Raw genomic sequence first — 19,192 nt, 5'->3', positions numbered from 1 at the left:
AAGGAGGGGTTATATGGAAGTTGTTATAAAGAAGAAACGAACTAGAGGTAAGAGAATTTTTATTTGGTCTAGTAGTATCGTTCTTTTATTGATTATTTGCAGTGTGATTTTTTTGAACGTATATACGCTGAGATCTATGCCAAAGATAGATGGAACGAAAAAGCTAGAGGATTTACAACATGCTGTTACGGTGAAACGAGATAGTAACGGGGTACCGCATATTAAAGCGGAAAATGCACATGATTTATATTTTTCGCAAGGGTATGTGCAAGCACAAGATCGCTTATTTCAAATGGATTTAAGTAGAAGGCAAGCTTCTGGTATGTTAAGTGAAGTTGTTGGAGAAGCAGCCGTTGATAGAGATAAATTGTTTCGAACGCTCGGTTTACGGCGAGCAGCAGAAGCGTCTGTTAGTCAATATGATGGGGAAGCAAAATTTGCTTTGCAGTCATTTGCTGATGGGGTGAACGCTTTTATACGTGAAGCGAAAGCGGAAAAGAGATTGCCAGTTGAGTTTACTATATTAGGTTATGAACCTGCTGAATGGTCAATTGTTGATACTTTAACGATTGGGAAGTATATGGCGTTTGATTTAGGAGGACATTGGCACGGGCAAGCGTTTCGTTATTGGGCGCTGAAAAATCTTCCGAAAGAGCAAGCAAATGAGATATTTCCTACATATCCGAAAGATGCCCCTAGATTGCTCGCTGAACTGAAAAATACAAATGTGGACGTAGCACAAAGTTTTTCAAAAACGATAATTCCGCCGGAGTTTAACGGTAGTAATAACTGGGTTGTGAGTGGTGAGAAGAGTGCGTCAGGTAAGCCAATTTTAGCGGATGACCCTCATTTATCTCTTGCGACACCTTCTATATGGTATCAAACGAGACTTGAAATGAAAGATTTAAATGTGAGTGGCGTTATTTTCGCTGGAGTGCCAGGTGTTATATTAGGACACAATGACAAAATAGCATGGGGCGTTACGAATACCGGTCCTGATGTGCAAGATTTATATATTGAAAAGAGAAACCCTAATAATGAAAATGAATTTTTGTATAACGATAAATGGGAAAAAGCTACTGTTGTTGACGAATCTATTAAAGTAAAAGGGGGGAAAACAATTCCGTATAATGTGACGGTTACGAGGCATGGTCCAGTCATTTCAGAGTTTGCGGATAAAGGAAAAGAGAAAACGAAAACAGTATTCGCTTTGAAATGGACTGCTTTGGAGCCTTCTGCTGAATTAAAGGCTGTATTAAATATGAATAAAGCGAAAGATTGGAATGAGTTTGAAACGGCACTTCAAGATTTTCATACACCAACTCAAAACTTTGTATTTGCATCAAACGATGGCACGATTGCTTATAAAGCGAATGGAAATATACCAGTGCGTAAAAAAGGTGATGGGAGTTTGCCAGTGCCAGGGTGGACTGATGAATATGAATGGGAAGGGTATATCCCATATGATCAACTGCCAAAAGTAATAAATCCAAAACAAGGGTTTATTTCAACTGCGAATAATAAAATTGTGGATGATAATTATCCATACCATATTAGCAATACGTGGGCGCAGCCATATAGACAAATGCGTATTCAAGAGTTTTTGCAAGAGAAGGACAAGTATACGGTGAAAGATTTAGAAGAATTACAGATGGATCAAAAGAATTTATACGGGAAAGAGTTTACTCCAATATTTTTAAAAGAGTTACATAAAACAGCTTTAAATGAAGTAGAGAAAGAAGGCGTAAAACAATTAACAAAGTGGAACTTTTACGATAGTAAAGATGAAGCGGCACCATTAATTTTTCATTTGTTAATGAAAGAGATTTCGAATACGTTATTTTCAAAAGAAATACCGAAAGATGTGATGGAGTTATTTGAAGGAAAGTCACAAGTTGTTGATGAATTGATTCGGAAACAAGTAGCCGGGGAAAATAGTGTATGGTTTTCTAAGTATGGAGGCTTCACAAAAGTTGTGCATACATCGTACGAGAATGTAATGAAGAAATTGCAGAAGGAGTATGGACCCGATGTTGCAGAGTGGAAGTGGGGCGATTACCATCAACTTGCTTTTACACATCCAATTTCAAAATCATCTAGTATGTTAGCGTTATTTGCTTTTAATCGTGAGAAACCAGTTCCGATTGGCGGAAGTCAAGTTACCGTTCAAGCCGCGAGTTACGGCGATAACGGTATTGTAAATCACGGGGCTTCTTGGCGATTCGTTATTGATACGAAGGATATGTCAAACGGTTATCATATCGTAGGGCCAGGACAGTCAGGACATTTTAGAAGCGATTGGTATCATGATCAAATAGATGATTGGGTAAATGGCACGTATCATATGACTACTTTAAATACAGATGGAATTGAAGGGAAAGTATTAACTTTACAGCCGAAGTGATAGTATGTTCCTATGTGCAGATGGCCCAGCTTTATGAAGTAATAATCCTTCCGCTAATGAAAGTGTTACTTTAGAAAAAAGACTCTTACTATTGTAAGAGTCTTTTTTCTACGGTAATGGATAAAATATCCTTTTTGTAGAAAAACGACAAATTTTGACAAAATATTGTACAGGGACTTGTTATAATACCTTTTGGAATATTATGTTTATTAAACGGAGGATGAAGTAGTGTGCAACAAGGGGAATTTCTTAATAGTTGCAGTGAAATCTAATAGGGGGATTTAATATGAGCATTAAAGTAATAAGAGCAACAGGGATAATGGGCGGAGCAGCAAGAGTTGCAGTAAAGGTAGATAACGAAGTAGTAATGAAACTTGAGAATAACGAAGAATATACGCTTCCTTTTGAATTAGGTGAAGCGAATATTAAAGTAAAACAATTCTTTTTTGGAAGTAAAGAAAAGAAAGTAAAGGATGGCGACATAGTAGAAATTAAGATAAATAGTATCGCCATGCTATTACTGATGGTGTCAATGATGGCTGTTTTATTCGGTTCATCAATTGGTATAAATATTGTTGTTTTTGGTGTAATAGGAGCATTAGTTACGTTAGTATACGGATTGAATAACTGGTTTAGTTTAGAGGTTAAATAATTATTGTATATATATTTATTTCAGTTGATTTACTATACATGAAATGAAAATATTTTTAAGCGGGAAATGGGGAGAATCAGTATGAAGAAAATGGTTGTAATATCTAGTTTGGCTCTAATAGTAGGTTTAACAACTGGTTGTAGCAGTGAAAAAACAAGTGGACCTAAAACAGTATCTGTAAAAAAAGAAAAAGAGTTAGTAGCGAAGGATATTTTTAAAAAAGCAGCTGACGGATTAAAACAAGAGGAATATCTTACATTGACATCTCTTATGTCAATGAAGGGGAGCAGCCAATCAGAAGAGATTAAAATGAAAATACAGATGGAGCCGAAACTGAAGAATTCTAGAGCTGAAATGAAAATAAGTGGTACAGATATTGTAACGTATGAAGTAGATGGAAAGGTCGCTGCTCAAGTGAAAAACCCTGATACAGGAGAGTTAGTTACGATACCTAATGATCAATTTAATGTAAATGATGTAATGGTCAGTAAAAATTTACTGAATGAGTTAGATTTACCGGAAGCTTTGGCTAAGAAAATGAAAGCAAAGAAGGATGGGGACACATATAAACTTACACTTGAATTAAAGGGAAAAGAAGCAGTAGATACGTTACAAAAAATTAATGGAGATATGAAAAAATTAACGGAAGGATTTAGTATGGATGCGTTTAACATTGAATATATAATAACAAAAGATTATAAATTTGAAGAGATGCGAACAACTATAAAAGTGAGTGAAAGTAACGCAGATAAAAAAGCTAGTACAGATAAGGAAAAGTTGGATGCAGTTGTGAGTATAAAGATTGATTCATATGAAAAGTTTGATTCAATTAAGTTACCAGAAGGGATTCAATAATTTCAATTGTAAAAGGATAAAAAAGAGCGGAAATCCGCTCTTTTTTATTTATCTTACTATTTTCAGGAGAATTATATGAATAATGCTTTTATTAATGAAAACTTCATGTGATTTTTTCTGGAATATATGTGAAACATTGTATAAAATAATCAAGAAAGCCAAAAATTATAGGGGGAAAGTTGTGAAGAAAAATAAGAGTTTAATAAGTTTTTTAGGAGTGTTTATTATGTTGTTTTCTTTTTGTTTTCAAGGAAACGTACAGGCAGATGTAAATACTGTTCAACCTGGAAAAATAAAATCAGGAAACGTAACGGTATGGGAAGTTGGAAATGTAGCGAAAGTGTTAGCTGATGTAGAGCGCTTAAATTTAAATACAGTAAATGTACCGATTCAAGTAGATATTCCGAATGTGACTTCTACTAACATGGTAATTAATCAGGCGCAAAAGAAACAGGCTATCATTTTAATTCAAGAATTATTAAAGCGTAATATTCAAGTTATAGTGGAACCGTTCCCATATATTCAGCAGGGGAATGTTGGAGAAACAGAATGGAATCCAAGTAATATTAATGATTTCTTCTGGAATTGGAAAACGGTTATTCTACAAGATATTTTTAATTCTATTACAAGTAAATACAATGTGTATGGACTAAAGATTGCTTCTAATTTCGTTAATATGGAATATGCAGAAGGATATTGGAACGATACGATTAATTTTGTCCGTCAGCAGTATAAAGGAAATGTTTTGTATCAAATGAACTGGTGGTTAACAGCAAGCTGGGACCCTTCTTATGAAGCGAAGTTTAAAGAGAAAATAAATCGTCCGTATTTAAAAAAGGTGGATATTGTTAGTATCGATAGTTGGTTTGAAGTTTCAGGAAAAAGGAATCCATCATACGAAGAAGTGAAGCAAAGTTTATTCGCGACAACAGTATATAATCGTGGACAAAATGTTGTTCAACAACTGGAACAATTACATAATGCAACAGGAAAGCCAGTTTATTTTGGTGGATTTAACGTACCAGCGCGTGAACTAGGACTACAAAATCCATGGAATCCAGATGTTTCAAATGTATTTTCAAAAGATGTACAATTAAATGGCTGGCGCGCTTACCGAGATGTATTAGAACCGAAACCATATTTTAAAGGTTTTTCAATTTGGTTTATTGGCTCTAATGATAGTACACATGCGTATCAAATACATAGTAAAGAAGCAGAGGCAGTTATTAACGGATGGTATCGAAAATAAATTTTATAAAATAGGTAAGTTTTGAAGTTTCCTACATATATTTCTAGTGAAAGGCCTTTCACCATCTTATCACCTAGGGGGCAATCATAATGAAATTTTTGTCTTACCTTACAGTAATTTTGGTGATTCTTGGCGGTTTGAATTGGTTGTTTGTAGCGTTAGATTACAATGTAGTTGAGAAATGGTTTGGTTCTATGCCGGCGCTTGTGGACACTATTTATTGGCTCTTTGGTCTTTCTGCTATTTATCAAATTTTTGATCGGTTCTTTACGGACAATTAGCTATTATTCTTCTATTATTAAAGTGTTAAGTACGATTATGTACTTAACACTTTTTTATATGTTTACATATAGTATGCACGTGCAAGCGATTCCATCGCGTCTTGAGACATAATATTAGAAAAGAAATTGACCGTATATTGTATTGTGGGTTATAATTCAGAAAGTTTAAAAAATAATAAAATGAGAAATAGGGAGGTCATCTGGGTGATGGAGAGAGTGTATAATTTTTCTGCAGGACCATCAATACTCCCTTTGCCAGTTTTAGAGAAGGTGCAAAAGGAGCTTTTAAATTATAACGGGACAGGCATGTCTATTATGGAAATGAGTCATCGATCTTCTTATTTTCAAAGTATTATTGATGAAGCGAGTAGCCTGCTTCGTGAATTAATGAACATTCCTGATGGGTATGAAGTTTTATTTTTACAGGGCGGTGCATCATTACAATTTTCTATGATACCGTTAAATATAATGAATACGTACAAAAAAGCAGGTTATGTACTGACTGGCTCATGGTCTAAAAAGGCACTGCAAGAAGCAGAAAAAGTAGGGGAAGTACAAGTGATTGCTTCTTCTGAACAAGAGAAGTTTACTACGATTCCTAAATTGGATGGTTTACTCGGTAATGAAAAACTAGATTATGTACATATAACAACGAATAATACAATTGAGGGGACAAAATATGTGGATATTCCACATCTCGAAGAAGTGCCGCTAGTTGCGGATATGTCCTCAAATATTTTATCAGAACGATATGATGTTACGAAGTTTGGCCTCATATATGCGGGAGCACAAAAGAATTTAGGGCCAGCGGGCTTAACGATTGCTATTATAAAAAAAGATTTAATTGGCGGGGCAAATCGCTCTTGTCCTACAATGTTAAACTATGAAACTTATAGTAAAAATAACTCCTTATATAATACACCGCCATCTTTTAGTATTTACGTAACGAAGCTTGTACTAGAGTGGTTAAAAGAACAAGGCGGGGTATCTGCGATTGAAGAACAAAATAGAATGAAATCGTCACTTCTTTATCATTTCTTAGATGAATCTAAATTGTTTACTTCACCAGTTGATCCTACGTATCGTTCACTTATGAACATTCCGTTTACAACACCGTCAGAAGAATTAAATAATCAGTTTTTACAAAAAGCGAAGGAACGCGGGTTCGTTACGTTAAAAGGACATCGTTCAGTAGGTGGCATGCGCGCTAGTATTTATAATGCGATGCCAGTGGAAGGTGTGCAGCAATTAGTAGATTATATGAAAGAATTTGAGCTTGAAAATAGATAGGGAGATGGGGATATGTTTCGTGTTCAAACGTTAAATCAAATTGCAGAAAAAGGTTTGCAAGTTCTTGGCGGAGAGCGCTATGAAGTAGGGGATAGAATGGATCATCCAGACGGCATTTTACTTCGCAGCTATTCTTTACATCAAGAAGAGTTTTCAAAAGATTTAAAGGCGATTGCAAGAGCTGGTGCGGGTGTAAATAATATTCCTGTCGATCGATGTACGGAAAAGGGGATTGTAGTATTTAACACGCCAGGGGCTAATGCGAATGCCGTAAAGGAACTTATTATCGCAAGTCTTATTATGTCCTCACGTAACATTATTAATGGAGTAAGCTGGACGAAAAATCTAGAGGGTGAAGAAGTACCTCAGCTTGTTGAATCAGGGAAAAAACAATTTGTTGGATCAGAAATTGCGGGGAAACGTCTAGGGGTTATTGGCCTTGGTGCAATTGGTGCTTTAGTCGCGAATGATGCGCTAGCTTTAGGAATGGACGTTGTCGGATATGATCCTTACATTTCAGTTGAAACAGCTTGGCGCCTTTCTACACATGTGCAAAGAGCGTTTAGCCTAGATGAAATTTTTGCAACGTGTGATTATATTACACTTCATATTCCTCTTACGAATCAAACGAAGGGGCTTATTGGTGAACATGCTATAGAGACGATGAAAAAAGGAATGCGTCTATTCAATTTCTCAAGGGGGGAACTTGTAGATGAAAATGTTCTTCAAAAAGCATTAGAAGAAGATGTTATTACACATTACGTAACGGATTTCCCGAATGAAAATGTGATTAAGATGAAAAATGTAACAGCGACGCCCCATCTTGGTGCATCTACATCTGAATCGGAAGAAAATTGTGCAGTAATGGCTGCACGTCAATTACGTGAATATTTAGAGACAGGAAATATTCGTAATTCAGTCAACTATCCTAACGTAGAACTTCCGTATATCGGAAAGAAACGTATTACAATCATGCATCAAAACGTTCCGAACATGGTAGGACAAATTACAGGATGTTTAGCAGAACATCATATAAATATTGCGGATATGATTAATCGTAGTAAACATTCTTGGGCGTATACAATGATTGATATTGATAACGGAATTGATGATATAATTAAAGAGAATGTTGTGGAAAATATAAGCAAAATTTCAGGTGTTGTAGCCGTTCGAATGATTGTGTAAAGGAGAGAGGAAGTTGGCAAAAATCCGACCGTTTCGGGCCATTCGTCCAGTAGAAGAAAAAGCAGCACAAGTTGCGGCTTTACCGTATGACGTATTAAATAGTGAAGAGGCAAGAGAAGTTGTAAAAGGCAATCCGTATTCTTTCTTACACGTTGATAAAGCAGAAATCGATTTAGATCCGGCACTTTCACCGTACGATGATCGCGTATATGAAAAAGCGGGTGAAAATTTAAAGCAATTTATACGAGAAGAAGTGTTCATTCAAGATGAGGAGCCAGCATTATACATTTATGAGCTGACGATGCAAGGAAGAACGCAGTCAGGACTTGTCGTTTGTACATCTATTGATGAGTATGATGATGATACAATTAAAAAACACGAAAGAACGCGTCATGAAAAAGAATTAGATCGCATCCGTCACGTTGATGTGTGTGATGCAAATACGGGGCCTATCTTTTTAACGTACCGTAAAAAAGATGAAGTGAAACGTTTCATTAGCAGCTGGAAAGAAGAACATGCGCCAATTTATACATTTACAGCAGAAGATGGCGTTGAGCATGTTGCTTGGAAGGTTGCAGATGAAGGTGTAATTGCCACTTTAATAAACGCATTTGAAGATATTCCGAACTTGTACATTGCAGATGGACATCATCGCTCTGCATCAGCAGCAAAAGTAGGACTTATGCGAAGAGAACAAAATCCGAATTATACAGGAGAAGAGGAATTTAATTTCTTCTTATCCGTTCTATTCCCTCACGATGAATTATCAATTTGGGACTATAACCGAGTTGTGAAAGATTTAAACGGCTTATCAGAGGAACAGTTTTTAAAGCAAATTACGCAGTATTTTTATGTAGAAGAAGCAAATGTTTCTCCGTATAAACCGAATGAGCCGAAAACATTTGGTATGTATATAAACGAGAAGTGGTATAAGCTCACTGTGAAAGAGGAAACGTTTGATGCGAACGACCTTGTGAAAGGTTTAGATGTGTCTATTCTGCAAGACCATCTATTAAGCCAAGTACTTGAAATACATGATCCGCGATCTGATTCACGCGTCGATTTTGTAGGCGGAATACGCGGGTTAGAAGAACTAGAGCGCCTTGTGAACAGCGGTGCATATAAAGCAGCATTTGTATTATATCCAACGTCAATGGAAGATTTATTAGCAATCGCAGACGCTGGGGAAGTCATGCCGCCAAAATCAACGTGGTTTGAACCGAAACTGCGCAGTGGGTTGTTTGTACATTCTTTAAAGTAAATATAGACTTCTTTAGATTGAAAAACCGAAATGATTTTTAGTTTCGGTTTTTCTTATTTTAAAAGTGTTTTCGAGGAGGGGTATCAATGAAATTGCAAGTAGGCGAAAAAATCACCTTTGAGCGAACGTTTACAAGAGAAGATGTTGTTTTATTTACAGAGGTATCTAAGGATGAGGGAGTTCATCATGTTACACCTGATGAACAAGGGCGATTTGTTGTACAAGGACTTTTAACATCAACACTGCCTACGAAAGTTGGCGGTGATTATAACGTATTAGCTCGCAAGATGGATTTTGAATTTTTACGTCCCGTTTTTAGTGGGGATACGATTCGATGTGACGTAACAATTGAAAAATTTGAACCCGATGAAAAAAATCGTACGAAGATTATTGCGATGTTTACATGTATGAATCAACTTGAAAAAGAAGTATTGAAGGGGAGTTTTTCAGGGATTATTCTTTAATTGGTAGGAGAAGTAATGAATAAGTGGGAGCCCATGCCTCTCAGGCTTAGAGTTTTAATTCCCACCCATAACGAAAATTTTATGTATTATACTCTGTTCTTTTCTTAACGATTAGAAAATAGTTGGATAAGCTCGTCAATAAAAAGGACATTCTTAGTATTACAAGAAATGTCCTTTCCACTAAATTATAGGGTATTTTGCTAAATTTCAAATTCTAAAATTAGTTTACTAGTTTGACCTGTAAACTGATAGTTATAGGACCCTCTCAGACTTTCTAAGTTACCGGTAGCTTTAATAATTGTTCCTGGGGAATCTAAATTTCCTTTATCAAATATTCCTTGCTCTATAGCTGTAAATGTTCCTTGTTGCCCCTTATAAATTCCTTCAAAGTGTAAAAATCCAGAAATTTTAGCAGTAGCCAAGTGACCATCATTTATATTTGAGTCTAAATAATATAATAAGTATTCAACAAAAGCTTTTCCTTTTAATTCCCCATCAATATCATATTCAACATGGGCAATATTAATAGGGAAATCTTTTCTAGTATCATCAATTGGTTTTTCATCCCATTTCCTTACTGTAAATGTTACTTCCATACACGTAAATCCCCCTTTATCATTAGATAAGTAATCTCCATATCATTTAAAAAGTAACAATTCCCAGTCATATCTCATAGGAGTGTTTTTATTGATTTGAGTCCTGCCATATCGCTATCAAGCTAATAAAATAAAAATACGCTAGGATCAGGAAAACATAATTATAAAACTTATGGCTTTACTTATTGAAAGTTTCACTCCACTCCACTTTCCAAAATAGAGAAAGATCCATTTTCACAATCAATTTCTGCCATCGCACCGTAAGGTAAAATAAACTTCGGTTCGGTATGGCCGAAATTTAAATTGTAAAGAATCGGCAAATCTTCTAAATTATTTTCCTTCATAATCTTAAGTATTGCCTGTTTATATTCTTCATAATATGTTTCGTCTTTCGGTTTACCGAAGATGATTCCCTTTGCTTTTTGCAGAATGCCTTGCGCTGCATAATTTCGCAACCAATACTTTATATAATTTGGTTCTGGATGTTCTTCAGATGTTTCAAAGAATAGAATACTATTCTCCCAATGCTTTTTCTCAGGCCAAAGTTCCGTTCCTTTTACGAATTCCAATACTTCAATACAACCACCAATTAAACGCCCTCGTACAGTCCTAGATCCTTGAAGGACCTCATATCCGTTGTTTTGCTGCATCGTACGTCTTGTATCCTTATTTATTTCTATCCATTCTAAACGCTCACTCGTCCATTCGTTAGCTGGTTGAATTTCACCAATAATCTCATTTGAAAAGAGAGTTCGATTCACTGTTTCAATCGTATATGAATCCATCTCTATATTTTCAGCAAAATCGGTTAAGATTGCTGGACCGTAAAAAGAGGAAATTCCTGCTTTATGACAAAATAAGTGTGACACGGTATCGTCAGAGTACCCCATAAAGATTTTCGGATTTTCACGTATCACATTAAAATCAATATAAGGTAGTAAACGGATACTATCTTCGCCACCAATATTCGTAATAATTGCTTTAACACGCGTATCTTTAAATGCTGTCATTAAATCTTCCGCACGAGCCCCTGGATTGTTATAAAGGTATTCGCTACCTTTTAAACTATTTGGCATTGGGATAACTGTAAGCCCGAATACTTCTTCTAATCTCTTTACTCCTTGCTCATAACGCCATCTTAGCTTAGAATCACCCGCTCCTCCCCATGAAGCACTTACTGTTGCTACGATATCTCCTGCCTGTAATCTCTTTGGTTTTATTAACATATGAATTCCGCCCCTACATAATGTAATGAACTACGATTATACAAACCGTAGCATTGAAAAATATGCTGCATGACAGTAGTTTCTTCATCATCAATCCGTTTACCTGCTGATATTCAAGAATTTAGCAGTAGTGTTGAATATAGGAATAATCGATTTATATTTAAAAATTACAGTATGCAACATTGCATGAGAAAAGTGGTTGTTATTTTTATAACCTGTAACTATAATGATTACATGTTGGTCTTAGCCAATCAAACAAATAAAATCATCATGAATGGAGAGGTTACATATGGGTATGAAAAAATTAATTTTAGCAGGTGCTTTAGGTATCGCAGCATTATCAGGAACGAATGTACCAGGATTAGAACTATCAAAAGCGAGTGCCGCTTCTATTGAGTCAAATTTCTCGACGTTAGAAGGGCGAGTAGTAGAAGTAGATAACGGTGTAATTGTTGTGAAATCTAAGCAATATGAGGAGCCTGTTAGTGTGTATATGGATTCACTTTCAAATGTGAAAATAGGAGACGAAGTAAAAGCGACTGGATCTATGATGCGTAATTTTACAGAATATATGGTTGCAACTGCATTTGAAAATACAACAAACAAGTTAGGTATGCACATGAAAGAAGATGGCTCACCTGATTATGTAATTGGCGAAGTATCAAAAATAGGAACGATGGAAGATGAGGGAGACGGTTCTACTAAGTATGTCGTAGTTGAGTATCCATCACTAAATGGGAAGAAAGATAGTATTGACGTTTTCTTAACAAAGGGACAAGTATTTCATACTGGTGAGAAAGTAAAAATTGATATGAAGTTTGTAGGATGGGGCGGAAGTTCTATTAACTGGAACACAACGGACAACATTGAAAAAGTTCATGAGGTAAAGAGCGACGTTGAAAATAATGATGATGTTTGGATTTGGTCTTAATTAGACGCTTGTAAATAACAAATGTATCATGCAGTACCCATCGAATCATCATATGTATGATAATTCGATGGGTACTTTTTTGTTTTATGTTTTTTTGAGAATACTGGATTTCCGATTAGAATATGATGTTAACACTGGAGCGAAGGTTAAAAATACAATATTGAAAGAGGTGTTTAAGGGTGGAGCGAGATGATGTTTATTTACGAGCTAAAAAAAGAATGGAGAATTTAAAAGCATTTTACATTCATTTAACGGTTTATATACTAGTGAACTTAATGCTTTTTATTATAAATATAAGTTCTGATTCAAGTAAATTATGGTTTTTATATCCACTTGCAGGTTGGGGGATTGGTATCGTTATACACGGATTGACGACTTTTCCATTTGGGATATTCGGAAAAGAGTGGGAAGAACGAAAGATTAAAGAATATATGGAGAAAGATAAGTAAATTTATTTCTGGAATTTATGAATATAAAATCTCATATAAATCTCTATGATTACACGCTTGAGGCGAAGTCTATTCTATAGCTTCGCCTATTTGCTTTGTATTTGAAGTTTGTGCGAGTGAGAGTGTTCATATACATTTTTTAGGGTGAACTGCATGTGAAATCAAAACTTTATTTGTAGTACATAATAAATACAGTTATTTTACTTTTTAAATTACATGTGGATATAGGATAAAGTTGATTTATTACCCTATATTAAAATAAAAATAAACCACTGTTCGATTTGAATATTCCACGATATAATGGTGAGAGTTTATAGCAGAATAAATATTTACATAAGAAGTGAGGTACTGTATGAAAAAAAGAACGACAGACATTATTTTTATTATTATTGGTGCATTTCTTTTTGCGTTAGGTGTCAATTTGTTTGTTATCCCGAACGAGTTTGGTGAGGGCGGGGTAACAGGTATCACGATTATTACGTACTATTTATTTGAGTGGTCACCAGGTTTAGTCAACTTAATTTTAAATGCGATTTTGTTAATAGCTGGTTATAAATTTTTAAACAAGATCACAACAATTTATACGATTATCGCTGTAGTTACGAACTCGCTATTTCTTCATTTAACAGAAGGTTGGACGATTGCTTCTGATGAAATGCTCGTAAATGCCATTTTCGGAGGAATATTTATTGGGTGCGGGATTGGCCTTATTATTCGCGTTGGCGGAACAACTGCAGGTACTACTATCTTAGCAAGGATGACGCATAAATATTTAGGATGGAGCATTAGCTATGGTTTACTGTTCTTCGATTTAATTGTTGCGTTTTCATCTTATTTCATCATTGGTGCAGAAAAACTGATGATAACAATTATTATGCTATATGTAGCAACGAAAGTGATGGAGTTTGTAATTGAAGGTTTAAATCCGAAGAAAGCCATTACGATTATTTCTGATAACCCGAATGAAATTGCCGGGAAGGTAACTACCTTAATGGGCAGAGGGGTTACTGTGTACTCAGGTCATGGCTATTACACGAAAACTCCGAAGGAAATTCTTTATGTTGTTATTAATAAGCAAGAAGTAGTGAAGCTAAAACGGATTGTTCAAACTACAGATCCGGCTGCGTTCATCGCTATACACGATGTTCGTGATGTGTTCGGAGAAGGATTTGTTGATATTTCTAAAGCATAGAAATTACTTTTCATTAAAATAATCTTAATACTAAAACGTAAGAATTTATTTTGAATAATCTTTTTTCAAAATAGATTCTTTTTTATTTATCTTAAAATGTTGGTTTGTTTTTCTTTTTCTTGCAAAAAATCCAATTGTTTCTTAATGTAAGGATGTAGAAGGATGAACGAGAGAGGGTTTAATGAAGATGATACATATTTTATTAGCTGATGATGATAAGCATATTAGAGAATTATTGCATTACCATTTACAAAAAGAGGGGTTTAAAGTTTTTGAAGCGGAAGATGGAAAGGTAGCGCAAGACGTTTTAGAGAAGGAAAATATTCATCTTGCGATAGTAGACATTATGATGCCGTTTGTTGATGGCTATACGTTATGTGAAGAAATCCGGAAGTATCATGATATACCGGTTATTTTATTAACTGCGAAAGATCAGTTAGTTGATAAAGAAAAAGGATTCATTTCTGGTACGGACGATTATATTGTAAAACCGTTTGAGCCAGCTGAAGTCATTTTTCGAATGAAAGCTTTGTTGCGCCGTTATCAAATGTTGAGTGCAGACATTATTACACTTCACGGGACGACAATTGATCGTAAAGGTGTTGAAGTAAAGTGTAACGGTCAAACGATTTTGCTTCCGCTGAAGGAATTTGAATTATTATCGCAATTAGCTAGTTATCCTGGAAGAACATTTTCAAGAGAAGAGTTAATTGAATTAGTATGGGGAATGGATTTCGAAGGGGACGAACGAACGGTTGACGTTCATGTGAAGAGACTACGAGATCGTTTCTCAAAAAGAACAGATGATTTTCAAATTACGACAGTGCGCGGACTCGGCTATAAGTTGGAGTTGAAATAAAATGAAATCACTATATTCTAGATTCGTTTTTATGACAGTAGGTATTATGCTTCTTAGTAGTATTATCGGTTTTTTATTAACGAATGTATATTATCAAGTGAAGTTAAAACCGTATAATAGTGAAAAGATTTTAAACTATGCTGAGGAAGTTAAATCGTTATATGAAAAGCAAAATGAAGAAAATAAATATGATTATTTACAATCTATTGCGAAGTTAGGGTATGAAATTTATATTGTAGACGACCAAATGAATGGAAAGCGTATCGGCAACGCGTTTCGTAAAATAACGATAAGTGATGATACGGTTCGTAAAGTATTGCAGGGGGAAACGTTTAATGGTGTTTCCACATATCCAACGAGGCTCTTTATTACAGGATTCTTCGATAATGAATTAATTAATAGTGTCGGTGTACCGTTAAAACACGGTGATAAACAATACGCTTTATTTATTCGTCCTGACATTCAGCAACAATTTGGTGAAATGAGAATTTTCTTAGCGGTTTTACTTGGTTTTATCGTTCTATTAAGTATTATTTTTATTGCGATTGCAGCAGGATATATCGTTCGCCCAATTCGTAAATTTACGAAAGCTACGCAAAAAATTGCAAGTGGCGAATATGAAATTGAATTAGACGTAAAACGAAAAGATGAAATAGGAACGTTATCTACAAGCTTCCAAAAGATGACGAAAAGTATAAAAGAATTAGATGAAATGAGACAAGAATTCGTTTCGAACGTTTCGCATGAATTTCAATCGCCGCTTTCTTCCATACAAGGATTTTCGAAAACATTGCAAACAGAAAAGATGAGTGAAGAAGAAAGAAACCATTACTTACAAATTATCGAGGGCGAAAGTAAGCGAATGTCTAGTTTATGTAAACAGTTACTTACGCTAGCTTCTTTAGATAAAGAAGAAAAAGTATTACAAATAAAAGAATTCAATCTACAAAAGCAAATTAAAGACGTCATTTTTATGCTCGAATGGAAATGGCGTGAAAAAGATATTGCCGTTGAATTTGATGTACCAGACATTACAATACAAGGTGATGAAAATTTACTTCATCAAGTATGGAGTAATATTTTTACGAATAGCATTAAGTTTTCAAATGATGGTGGGACGGTTGAGTTTTTTGTCGAAGAGTTAGAGTCTAGCGTTATAATCTCTATATCCGATAACGGAATCGGTATGGAAAAAGAAGGAATGGATCGTATTTTTGATCGTTTCTATAAAGTAGATACGGCAAGGGCAAGAAATGTAGAAGGTAGTGGCTTAGGATTATCAATCGTGCAGAAAATTGTTGAACTGCATAAAGGGACAGTTTCGGTGTATAGTACGAAAGGGGAAGGGACGACTGTTCGGGTTGAACTTCCGAAATAGATGGAAGAGGCTGTTTGCGAACGCCTCTTCTTTTTTGTCCGTTATTCTACATGTAAAGTGAAAAAATATGAGTAATCCTATTCTATAATTGGACTTGTTTGTGGAATAAGATTAGGAGGAAGTTTATTTGAAAATGTAGAATCTCTACAGAGTTATAAGGATTTTATTGAAACTTTAACTATTTAGGGAGGAAATTACTTTGAAACGAGTTGACGTGTTATTAAACGCACTAGATTCAACATTCGATAAAGAGAGTTGGTATGCACCGTTTAAACATGCTATAGAAGGACTTACAGCCGAACAGGCTATGTGGAAACCATCTGGAGAGGGAATGAAAACCATTTGGGAGAACGTTAATCATCTTATTTATTACAAAGAGAGACTTGCTGCAAACTTGGAAGGCCGTGAATGGACACATAATCTCGACGGTGATGAAACCTTTTATCTTACTAAGCAATCTAATGGTGATAAGGAATGGAAGGAGGTCGTTGAACGTTCTGAAAATGCTCAATGTAATTTAAGACAGGTATTAAGTGCAATTTCTGAAAAAGAACTTGAACAAAATTCACTTGAGGGTAAGTTACTGGATATTATGCTTCACGATGCTTATCATACAGGACAAATTATTCAATTAAGGAAAATGCAGAGTGCTTGGCCATCAAAGCGTTAACTGCCGTTTTAAGTTGGTGCTATTGTTGAATAAAATTTAGATATTCAAACGACTTTATTGTTATATTTTTAGTGAAGTATTTTACATCCAAAATGAAATAACTATATTTTTAACCCCGTCCCCAATTTAGAACGGGGTTATGTTTGGTTTGCTATAAAGCCGCACCTTTCCCGCGCTCTTCCTTAAACCGAACCCCAAAAGTATCCGTTGTAATCTCATCAGCTTTCGGCAAAGCCCGTAATTTCGGATGAAGCAGCCATACAAGAGAAATGAATAAAATTCCGATACTAGCGAGTGCGAAAATGAGTTGGCTACTAAATACATTTGCCGTATATCCACCAATTAGAGAACCGAACGGCATAGCGATTGTGCCCATACTTCGCATCACTGAATTGATACGTCCAATATATTGATTTGGAATTACAATTTGACTAATTGTCGCGAATAATATGTTCGTGGCTCCAATTGGAATCCAAGCTAGGCCGAATAAGAGAATAGATAGCCATTGAAACGGTACGATTGTAGAGAGAAACCAAAAGATAGCGCCAGTCGCAAAGCCAATAATAGAGACATGGCCAACATTACGTTTGCCAACCCAGGAACTGAATAATGCACCAATGAGACTACCTGCTGATATAGCAGCTAAGAAGAAGCCATATGATTTCACGCCTCCTAAAGAATCAGCGAAAGAAGGGAGTATGGCCATCGTCATACCGATTGAAAAATTAGCGACTACTGAACCGATTAAGAATACGCTCATTAATGAACGGAAGACGATTGAAAAACCTTCTTTTAAATCAGAGAAATATTGCTTAGTTGATAGTGATGTGCCCGTTTCGGTTTGTTTTGGCATTTTTAATGAAAAAAATAAAAGGGCAGTAATCGCGAATGTAAGAGAGTCGATCACATATAAAGTAATGGCACCTAGTAGTGCTACTAATATGCCAGAAAGAGTTGTACAAATTAAATCGATGCCTTGATACGCAAATGAGAAGAGTGAATTTCCTTTTAATAATTGTGTTTTATTCAGTAGAAGTGGTAAAGCTTTCGATTGTGCGGGATAGGCGAATTGTTCGATAAAGGCTACGATGGGCATGATGATGAGTAGTAATTGGACTGTTAATAGGTCGAAGTAGTGTGTAATAGGAATGATTAAAATAAGAATGCATTGCAAAACTTGTGTGATGACGAGGGTGTTTTTTATTGACCATCTATCAACGAATGGACCGGTAAGAAATTGTAATGCAGAAGGTAATAACGTAAGGAAACCAGCTAATCCAGAATAAAAAGGATTGCCACTTAGCCTATATACGAGCCACATCGCTGCTACATAATACAAGCTATCTCCTATGTTTGTAAAAATTCTCCCTAAAAATAATAAGAGGAAATTCCGGTTTTTTAATATGTCCATTTAATCTACTCCTTTATAATAAATTTATTCGGTAAAATAAATTTGACCGTCTCAGTAAAAAAAATCGTATTACGATTTTTCTTCTTCTTTAATAAATTGGTGCATTGTTCTCTCAGCAATTTGAAGTGCAGTAGTAGAAATATAATAAGGTTTACTATTCGGATCTTTATCTGCACTTTTTGTAATTTCGCTTAATTCAGCCATCAATTCATAAAACCTTTTTACCCACACTTGAAATTGTTCTGGCGTAGCATCAAATTCCCAGCAAGATGAAACGTAATTCCACTTAGCTGGGTCTTCACTTGCATTTCGTAATGTAAAAGCTTCCTCTGGTGCAGCGAGAATTTGGCTTTTCGTTCTTTCTATCATTTGTAAAAAGATTTGGCGACCTGATTCGCTTAATATTTCTAAATGAGGTAATAGATCTGTGGCAGGGGTGAAGCCTTTAGCGACAGATTGATAAAACTTTTGAACAATGCCATTCTTTTCTTCTGTATAAACAATCTCTATAAGACCATTCTTTTCTAATTCTTTTAAATGATAATGAATTTTCGCCCTTGAAATGCCGAATTTCTCAGATAGTAATTGTCCAGTATAAGGACGTTCGCATAGACGTATCATCATTTCGGCACGTAGTGGATCGCTTAATGCTTTTAGTTGGCTATAAGTAGTGAGTGTTAATACGGGCTTCAAAATGATCAACTCCTTTAATAAAATTACTCGGTCAAGATTATTTGACTGAATTGTATCAAGGATTCCAAATATTTTCAATACTTTCTGAAAATTAAATCTTAATCTCTGTAATCTTCTGTTCATATTCCGTTCATATTTCTTTTTTA

The 19,192-nt window shown here is 35.3% G+C and carries 19 protein-coding genes; 15 read left to right on the top strand and 4 right to left on the bottom strand.

Annotated features, from left to right (window positions below):
• Nucleotides 1-13 precede the first annotated feature (13 nt).
• The 9 genes from ACUN26_RS12770 to ACUN26_RS12730 all read left to right on the top strand — a co-directional run bounded on the left by ACUN26_RS12770 (nt 14) and on the right by ACUN26_RS12730 (nt 9,641).
• Nucleotides 14-2,404, top strand: a complete 2,391-nt coding sequence (locus ACUN26_RS12770) for a penicillin acylase family protein (protein WP_000454359.1) — start codon at nt 14-16, stop codon at nt 2,402-2,404.
• 286 nt (nt 2,405-2,690) lie between these two features.
• Nucleotides 2,691-3,056: a hypothetical protein gene (locus tag ACUN26_RS12765; protein ID WP_000025021.1), complete on the top strand. Its 366-nt coding sequence runs from the start codon at nt 2,691-2,693 to the stop codon at nt 3,054-3,056.
• 81 nt (nt 3,057-3,137) lie between these two features.
• Nucleotides 3,138-3,911, top strand: a complete 774-nt coding sequence (locus ACUN26_RS12760; RefSeq protein WP_000738998.1) for a DUF6612 family protein — start codon at nt 3,138-3,140, stop codon at nt 3,909-3,911.
• A gap of 181 nt (nt 3,912-4,092) precedes the next feature.
• Complete coding sequence (locus ACUN26_RS12755; protein ID WP_000739752.1) at nt 4,093-5,160, top strand: glycoside hydrolase family 113; 1,068 nt, start codon at nt 4,093-4,095, stop codon at nt 5,158-5,160.
• Nucleotides 5,161-5,249: 89 nt separating this feature from the next.
• Nucleotides 5,250-5,441 carry a DUF378 domain-containing protein gene (locus ACUN26_RS12750; protein ID WP_000670800.1) on the top strand — a complete coding sequence of 64 codons (192 nt, stop codon included), beginning with the start codon at nt 5,250-5,252 and terminating at the stop codon, nt 5,439-5,441.
• A gap of 207 nt (nt 5,442-5,648) precedes the next feature.
• Complete coding sequence (serC, locus tag ACUN26_RS12745) at nt 5,649-6,731, top strand: 3-phosphoserine/phosphohydroxythreonine transaminase (RefSeq protein ID WP_000442912.1); 1,083 nt, start codon at nt 5,649-5,651, stop codon at nt 6,729-6,731.
• Nucleotides 6,732-6,743: 12 nt separating this feature from the next.
• Nucleotides 6,744-7,916, top strand: coding sequence for a 3-phosphoglycerate dehydrogenase family protein (locus tag ACUN26_RS12740; protein WP_000490244.1), 1,173 nt, complete (start codon nt 6,744-6,746; stop codon nt 7,914-7,916).
• Nucleotides 7,917-7,929: 13 nt separating this feature from the next.
• Complete coding sequence (locus ACUN26_RS12735; RefSeq protein ID WP_001063057.1) at nt 7,930-9,177, top strand: DUF1015 domain-containing protein; 1,248 nt, start codon at nt 7,930-7,932, stop codon at nt 9,175-9,177.
• Between the two features lie 86 nt (nt 9,178-9,263).
• Nucleotides 9,264-9,641: an enoyl-CoA hydratase gene (locus tag ACUN26_RS12730; protein ID WP_000776365.1), complete on the top strand. Its 378-nt coding sequence runs from the start codon at nt 9,264-9,266 to the stop codon at nt 9,639-9,641.
• 200 nt (nt 9,642-9,841) lie between these two features.
• On the opposite strand, the gene ACUN26_RS12725 is transcribed toward ACUN26_RS12730, so the two are convergent.
• Nucleotides 9,842-10,237 carry a DUF3224 domain-containing protein gene (locus tag ACUN26_RS12725; RefSeq protein ID WP_000454076.1) on the bottom strand — a complete coding sequence of 132 codons (396 nt, stop codon included), beginning with the start codon at nt 10,235-10,237 and terminating at the stop codon, nt 9,842-9,844.
• 194 nt (nt 10,238-10,431) lie between these two features.
• Nucleotides 10,432-11,463: a S66 family peptidase gene (locus tag ACUN26_RS12720; RefSeq protein WP_000905852.1), complete on the bottom strand. Its 1,032-nt coding sequence runs from the start codon at nt 11,461-11,463 to the stop codon at nt 10,432-10,434.
• A 289-nt stretch (nt 11,464-11,752) separates the two neighbouring features.
• Here ACUN26_RS12720 and ACUN26_RS12715 point away from each other — a divergent pair, with 289 nt between their 5' ends.
• The 6 genes from ACUN26_RS12715 (at nt 11,753) to ACUN26_RS12690 (ending at nt 16,942) form a co-directional block, all read left to right on the top strand.
• Nucleotides 11,753-12,394, top strand: coding sequence for a F0F1 ATP synthase subunit alpha (locus ACUN26_RS12715; protein WP_000525532.1), 642 nt, complete (start codon nt 11,753-11,755; stop codon nt 12,392-12,394).
• A gap of 179 nt (nt 12,395-12,573) precedes the next feature.
• Nucleotides 12,574-12,843 carry a 2TM domain-containing protein gene (locus ACUN26_RS12710; protein ID WP_000438987.1) on the top strand — a complete coding sequence of 90 codons (270 nt, stop codon included), beginning with the start codon at nt 12,574-12,576 and terminating at the stop codon, nt 12,841-12,843.
• A 352-nt stretch (nt 12,844-13,195) separates the two neighbouring features.
• The gene (locus tag ACUN26_RS12705; RefSeq protein ID WP_000747488.1) at nt 13,196-14,035 is read left to right on the top strand and encodes a YitT family protein; all 840 of its coding nucleotides are present in this window, start codon (nt 13,196-13,198) and stop codon (nt 14,033-14,035) included.
• Nucleotides 14,036-14,216: 181 nt separating this feature from the next.
• Entirely contained in the window at nt 14,217-14,894 is a 678-nt protein-coding gene (locus tag ACUN26_RS12700) for a response regulator transcription factor (protein WP_000781961.1), read from the top strand.
• Nucleotide 14,895: 1 nt separating this feature from the next.
• Nucleotides 14,896-16,272 carry a sensor histidine kinase gene (locus ACUN26_RS12695; protein ID WP_000839532.1) on the top strand — a complete coding sequence of 459 codons (1,377 nt, stop codon included), beginning with the start codon at nt 14,896-14,898 and terminating at the stop codon, nt 16,270-16,272.
• Between the two features lie 199 nt (nt 16,273-16,471).
• The gene (locus ACUN26_RS12690; RefSeq protein WP_000831966.1) at nt 16,472-16,942 is read left to right on the top strand and encodes a DinB family protein; all 471 of its coding nucleotides are present in this window, start codon (nt 16,472-16,474) and stop codon (nt 16,940-16,942) included.
• Between the two features lie 151 nt (nt 16,943-17,093).
• Here the strand turns inward: ACUN26_RS12690 and ACUN26_RS12685 are convergent, their stop codons facing one another.
• Complete coding sequence (locus ACUN26_RS12685) at nt 17,094-18,353, bottom strand: MFS transporter (RefSeq protein ID WP_000353376.1); 1,260 nt, start codon at nt 18,351-18,353, stop codon at nt 17,094-17,096.
• A 69-nt stretch (nt 18,354-18,422) separates the two neighbouring features.
• Nucleotides 18,423-19,046: an ArsR/SmtB family transcription factor gene (locus tag ACUN26_RS12680; protein ID WP_000805791.1), complete on the bottom strand. Its 624-nt coding sequence runs from the start codon at nt 19,044-19,046 to the stop codon at nt 18,423-18,425.
• Nucleotides 19,047-19,192: the final 146 nt, after the last annotated feature.

It is taken from the genome of Bacillus sp. WC2503 (genome assembly GCF_052682895.1).
Note: the sequence above shows the minus strand (reverse complement) of the source record. Positions and strands in the feature narration are given on the sequence as shown.

What these genes read in the sequence shown, in the direction of transcription:
- ACUN26_RS12770 (WP_000454359.1), top strand. Translation starts at nt 14, where the DNA reads ATGGAAGTTGTTATAAAGAAGAAACGAACTAGAGGTAAGAGAATTTTT.
- ACUN26_RS12765 (WP_000025021.1), top strand. Translation starts at nt 2,691, where the DNA reads ATGAGCATTAAAGTAATAAGAGCAACAGGGATAATGGGCGGAGCAGCA.
- ACUN26_RS12760 (WP_000738998.1), top strand. Translation starts at nt 3,138, where the DNA reads ATGAAGAAAATGGTTGTAATATCTAGTTTGGCTCTAATAGTAGGTTTA.
- ACUN26_RS12750 (WP_000670800.1), top strand. Translation starts at nt 5,250, where the DNA reads ATGAAATTTTTGTCTTACCTTACAGTAATTTTGGTGATTCTTGGCGGT.
- serC (WP_000442912.1), top strand. Translation starts at nt 5,649, where the DNA reads ATGGAGAGAGTGTATAATTTTTCTGCAGGACCATCAATACTCCCTTTG.
- ACUN26_RS12740 (WP_000490244.1), top strand. Translation starts at nt 6,744, where the DNA reads ATGTTTCGTGTTCAAACGTTAAATCAAATTGCAGAAAAAGGTTTGCAA.
- ACUN26_RS12730 (WP_000776365.1), top strand. Translation starts at nt 9,264, where the DNA reads ATGAAATTGCAAGTAGGCGAAAAAATCACCTTTGAGCGAACGTTTACA.
- ACUN26_RS12725 (WP_000454076.1), bottom strand. Translation starts at nt 10,237, where the DNA reads ATGGAAGTAACATTTACAGTAAGGAAATGGGATGAAAAACCAATTGAT.
- ACUN26_RS12720 (WP_000905852.1), bottom strand. Translation starts at nt 11,463, where the DNA reads ATGTTAATAAAACCAAAGAGATTACAGGCAGGAGATATCGTAGCAACA.
- ACUN26_RS12715 (WP_000525532.1), top strand. Translation starts at nt 11,753, where the DNA reads ATGGGTATGAAAAAATTAATTTTAGCAGGTGCTTTAGGTATCGCAGCA.
- ACUN26_RS12705 (WP_000747488.1), top strand. Translation starts at nt 13,196, where the DNA reads ATGAAAAAAAGAACGACAGACATTATTTTTATTATTATTGGTGCATTT.
- ACUN26_RS12700 (WP_000781961.1), top strand. Translation starts at nt 14,217, where the DNA reads ATGAAGATGATACATATTTTATTAGCTGATGATGATAAGCATATTAGA.
- ACUN26_RS12695 (WP_000839532.1), top strand. Translation starts at nt 14,896, where the DNA reads ATGAAATCACTATATTCTAGATTCGTTTTTATGACAGTAGGTATTATG.
- ACUN26_RS12685 (WP_000353376.1), bottom strand. Translation starts at nt 18,353, where the DNA reads ATGGACATATTAAAAAACCGGAATTTCCTCTTATTATTTTTAGGGAGA.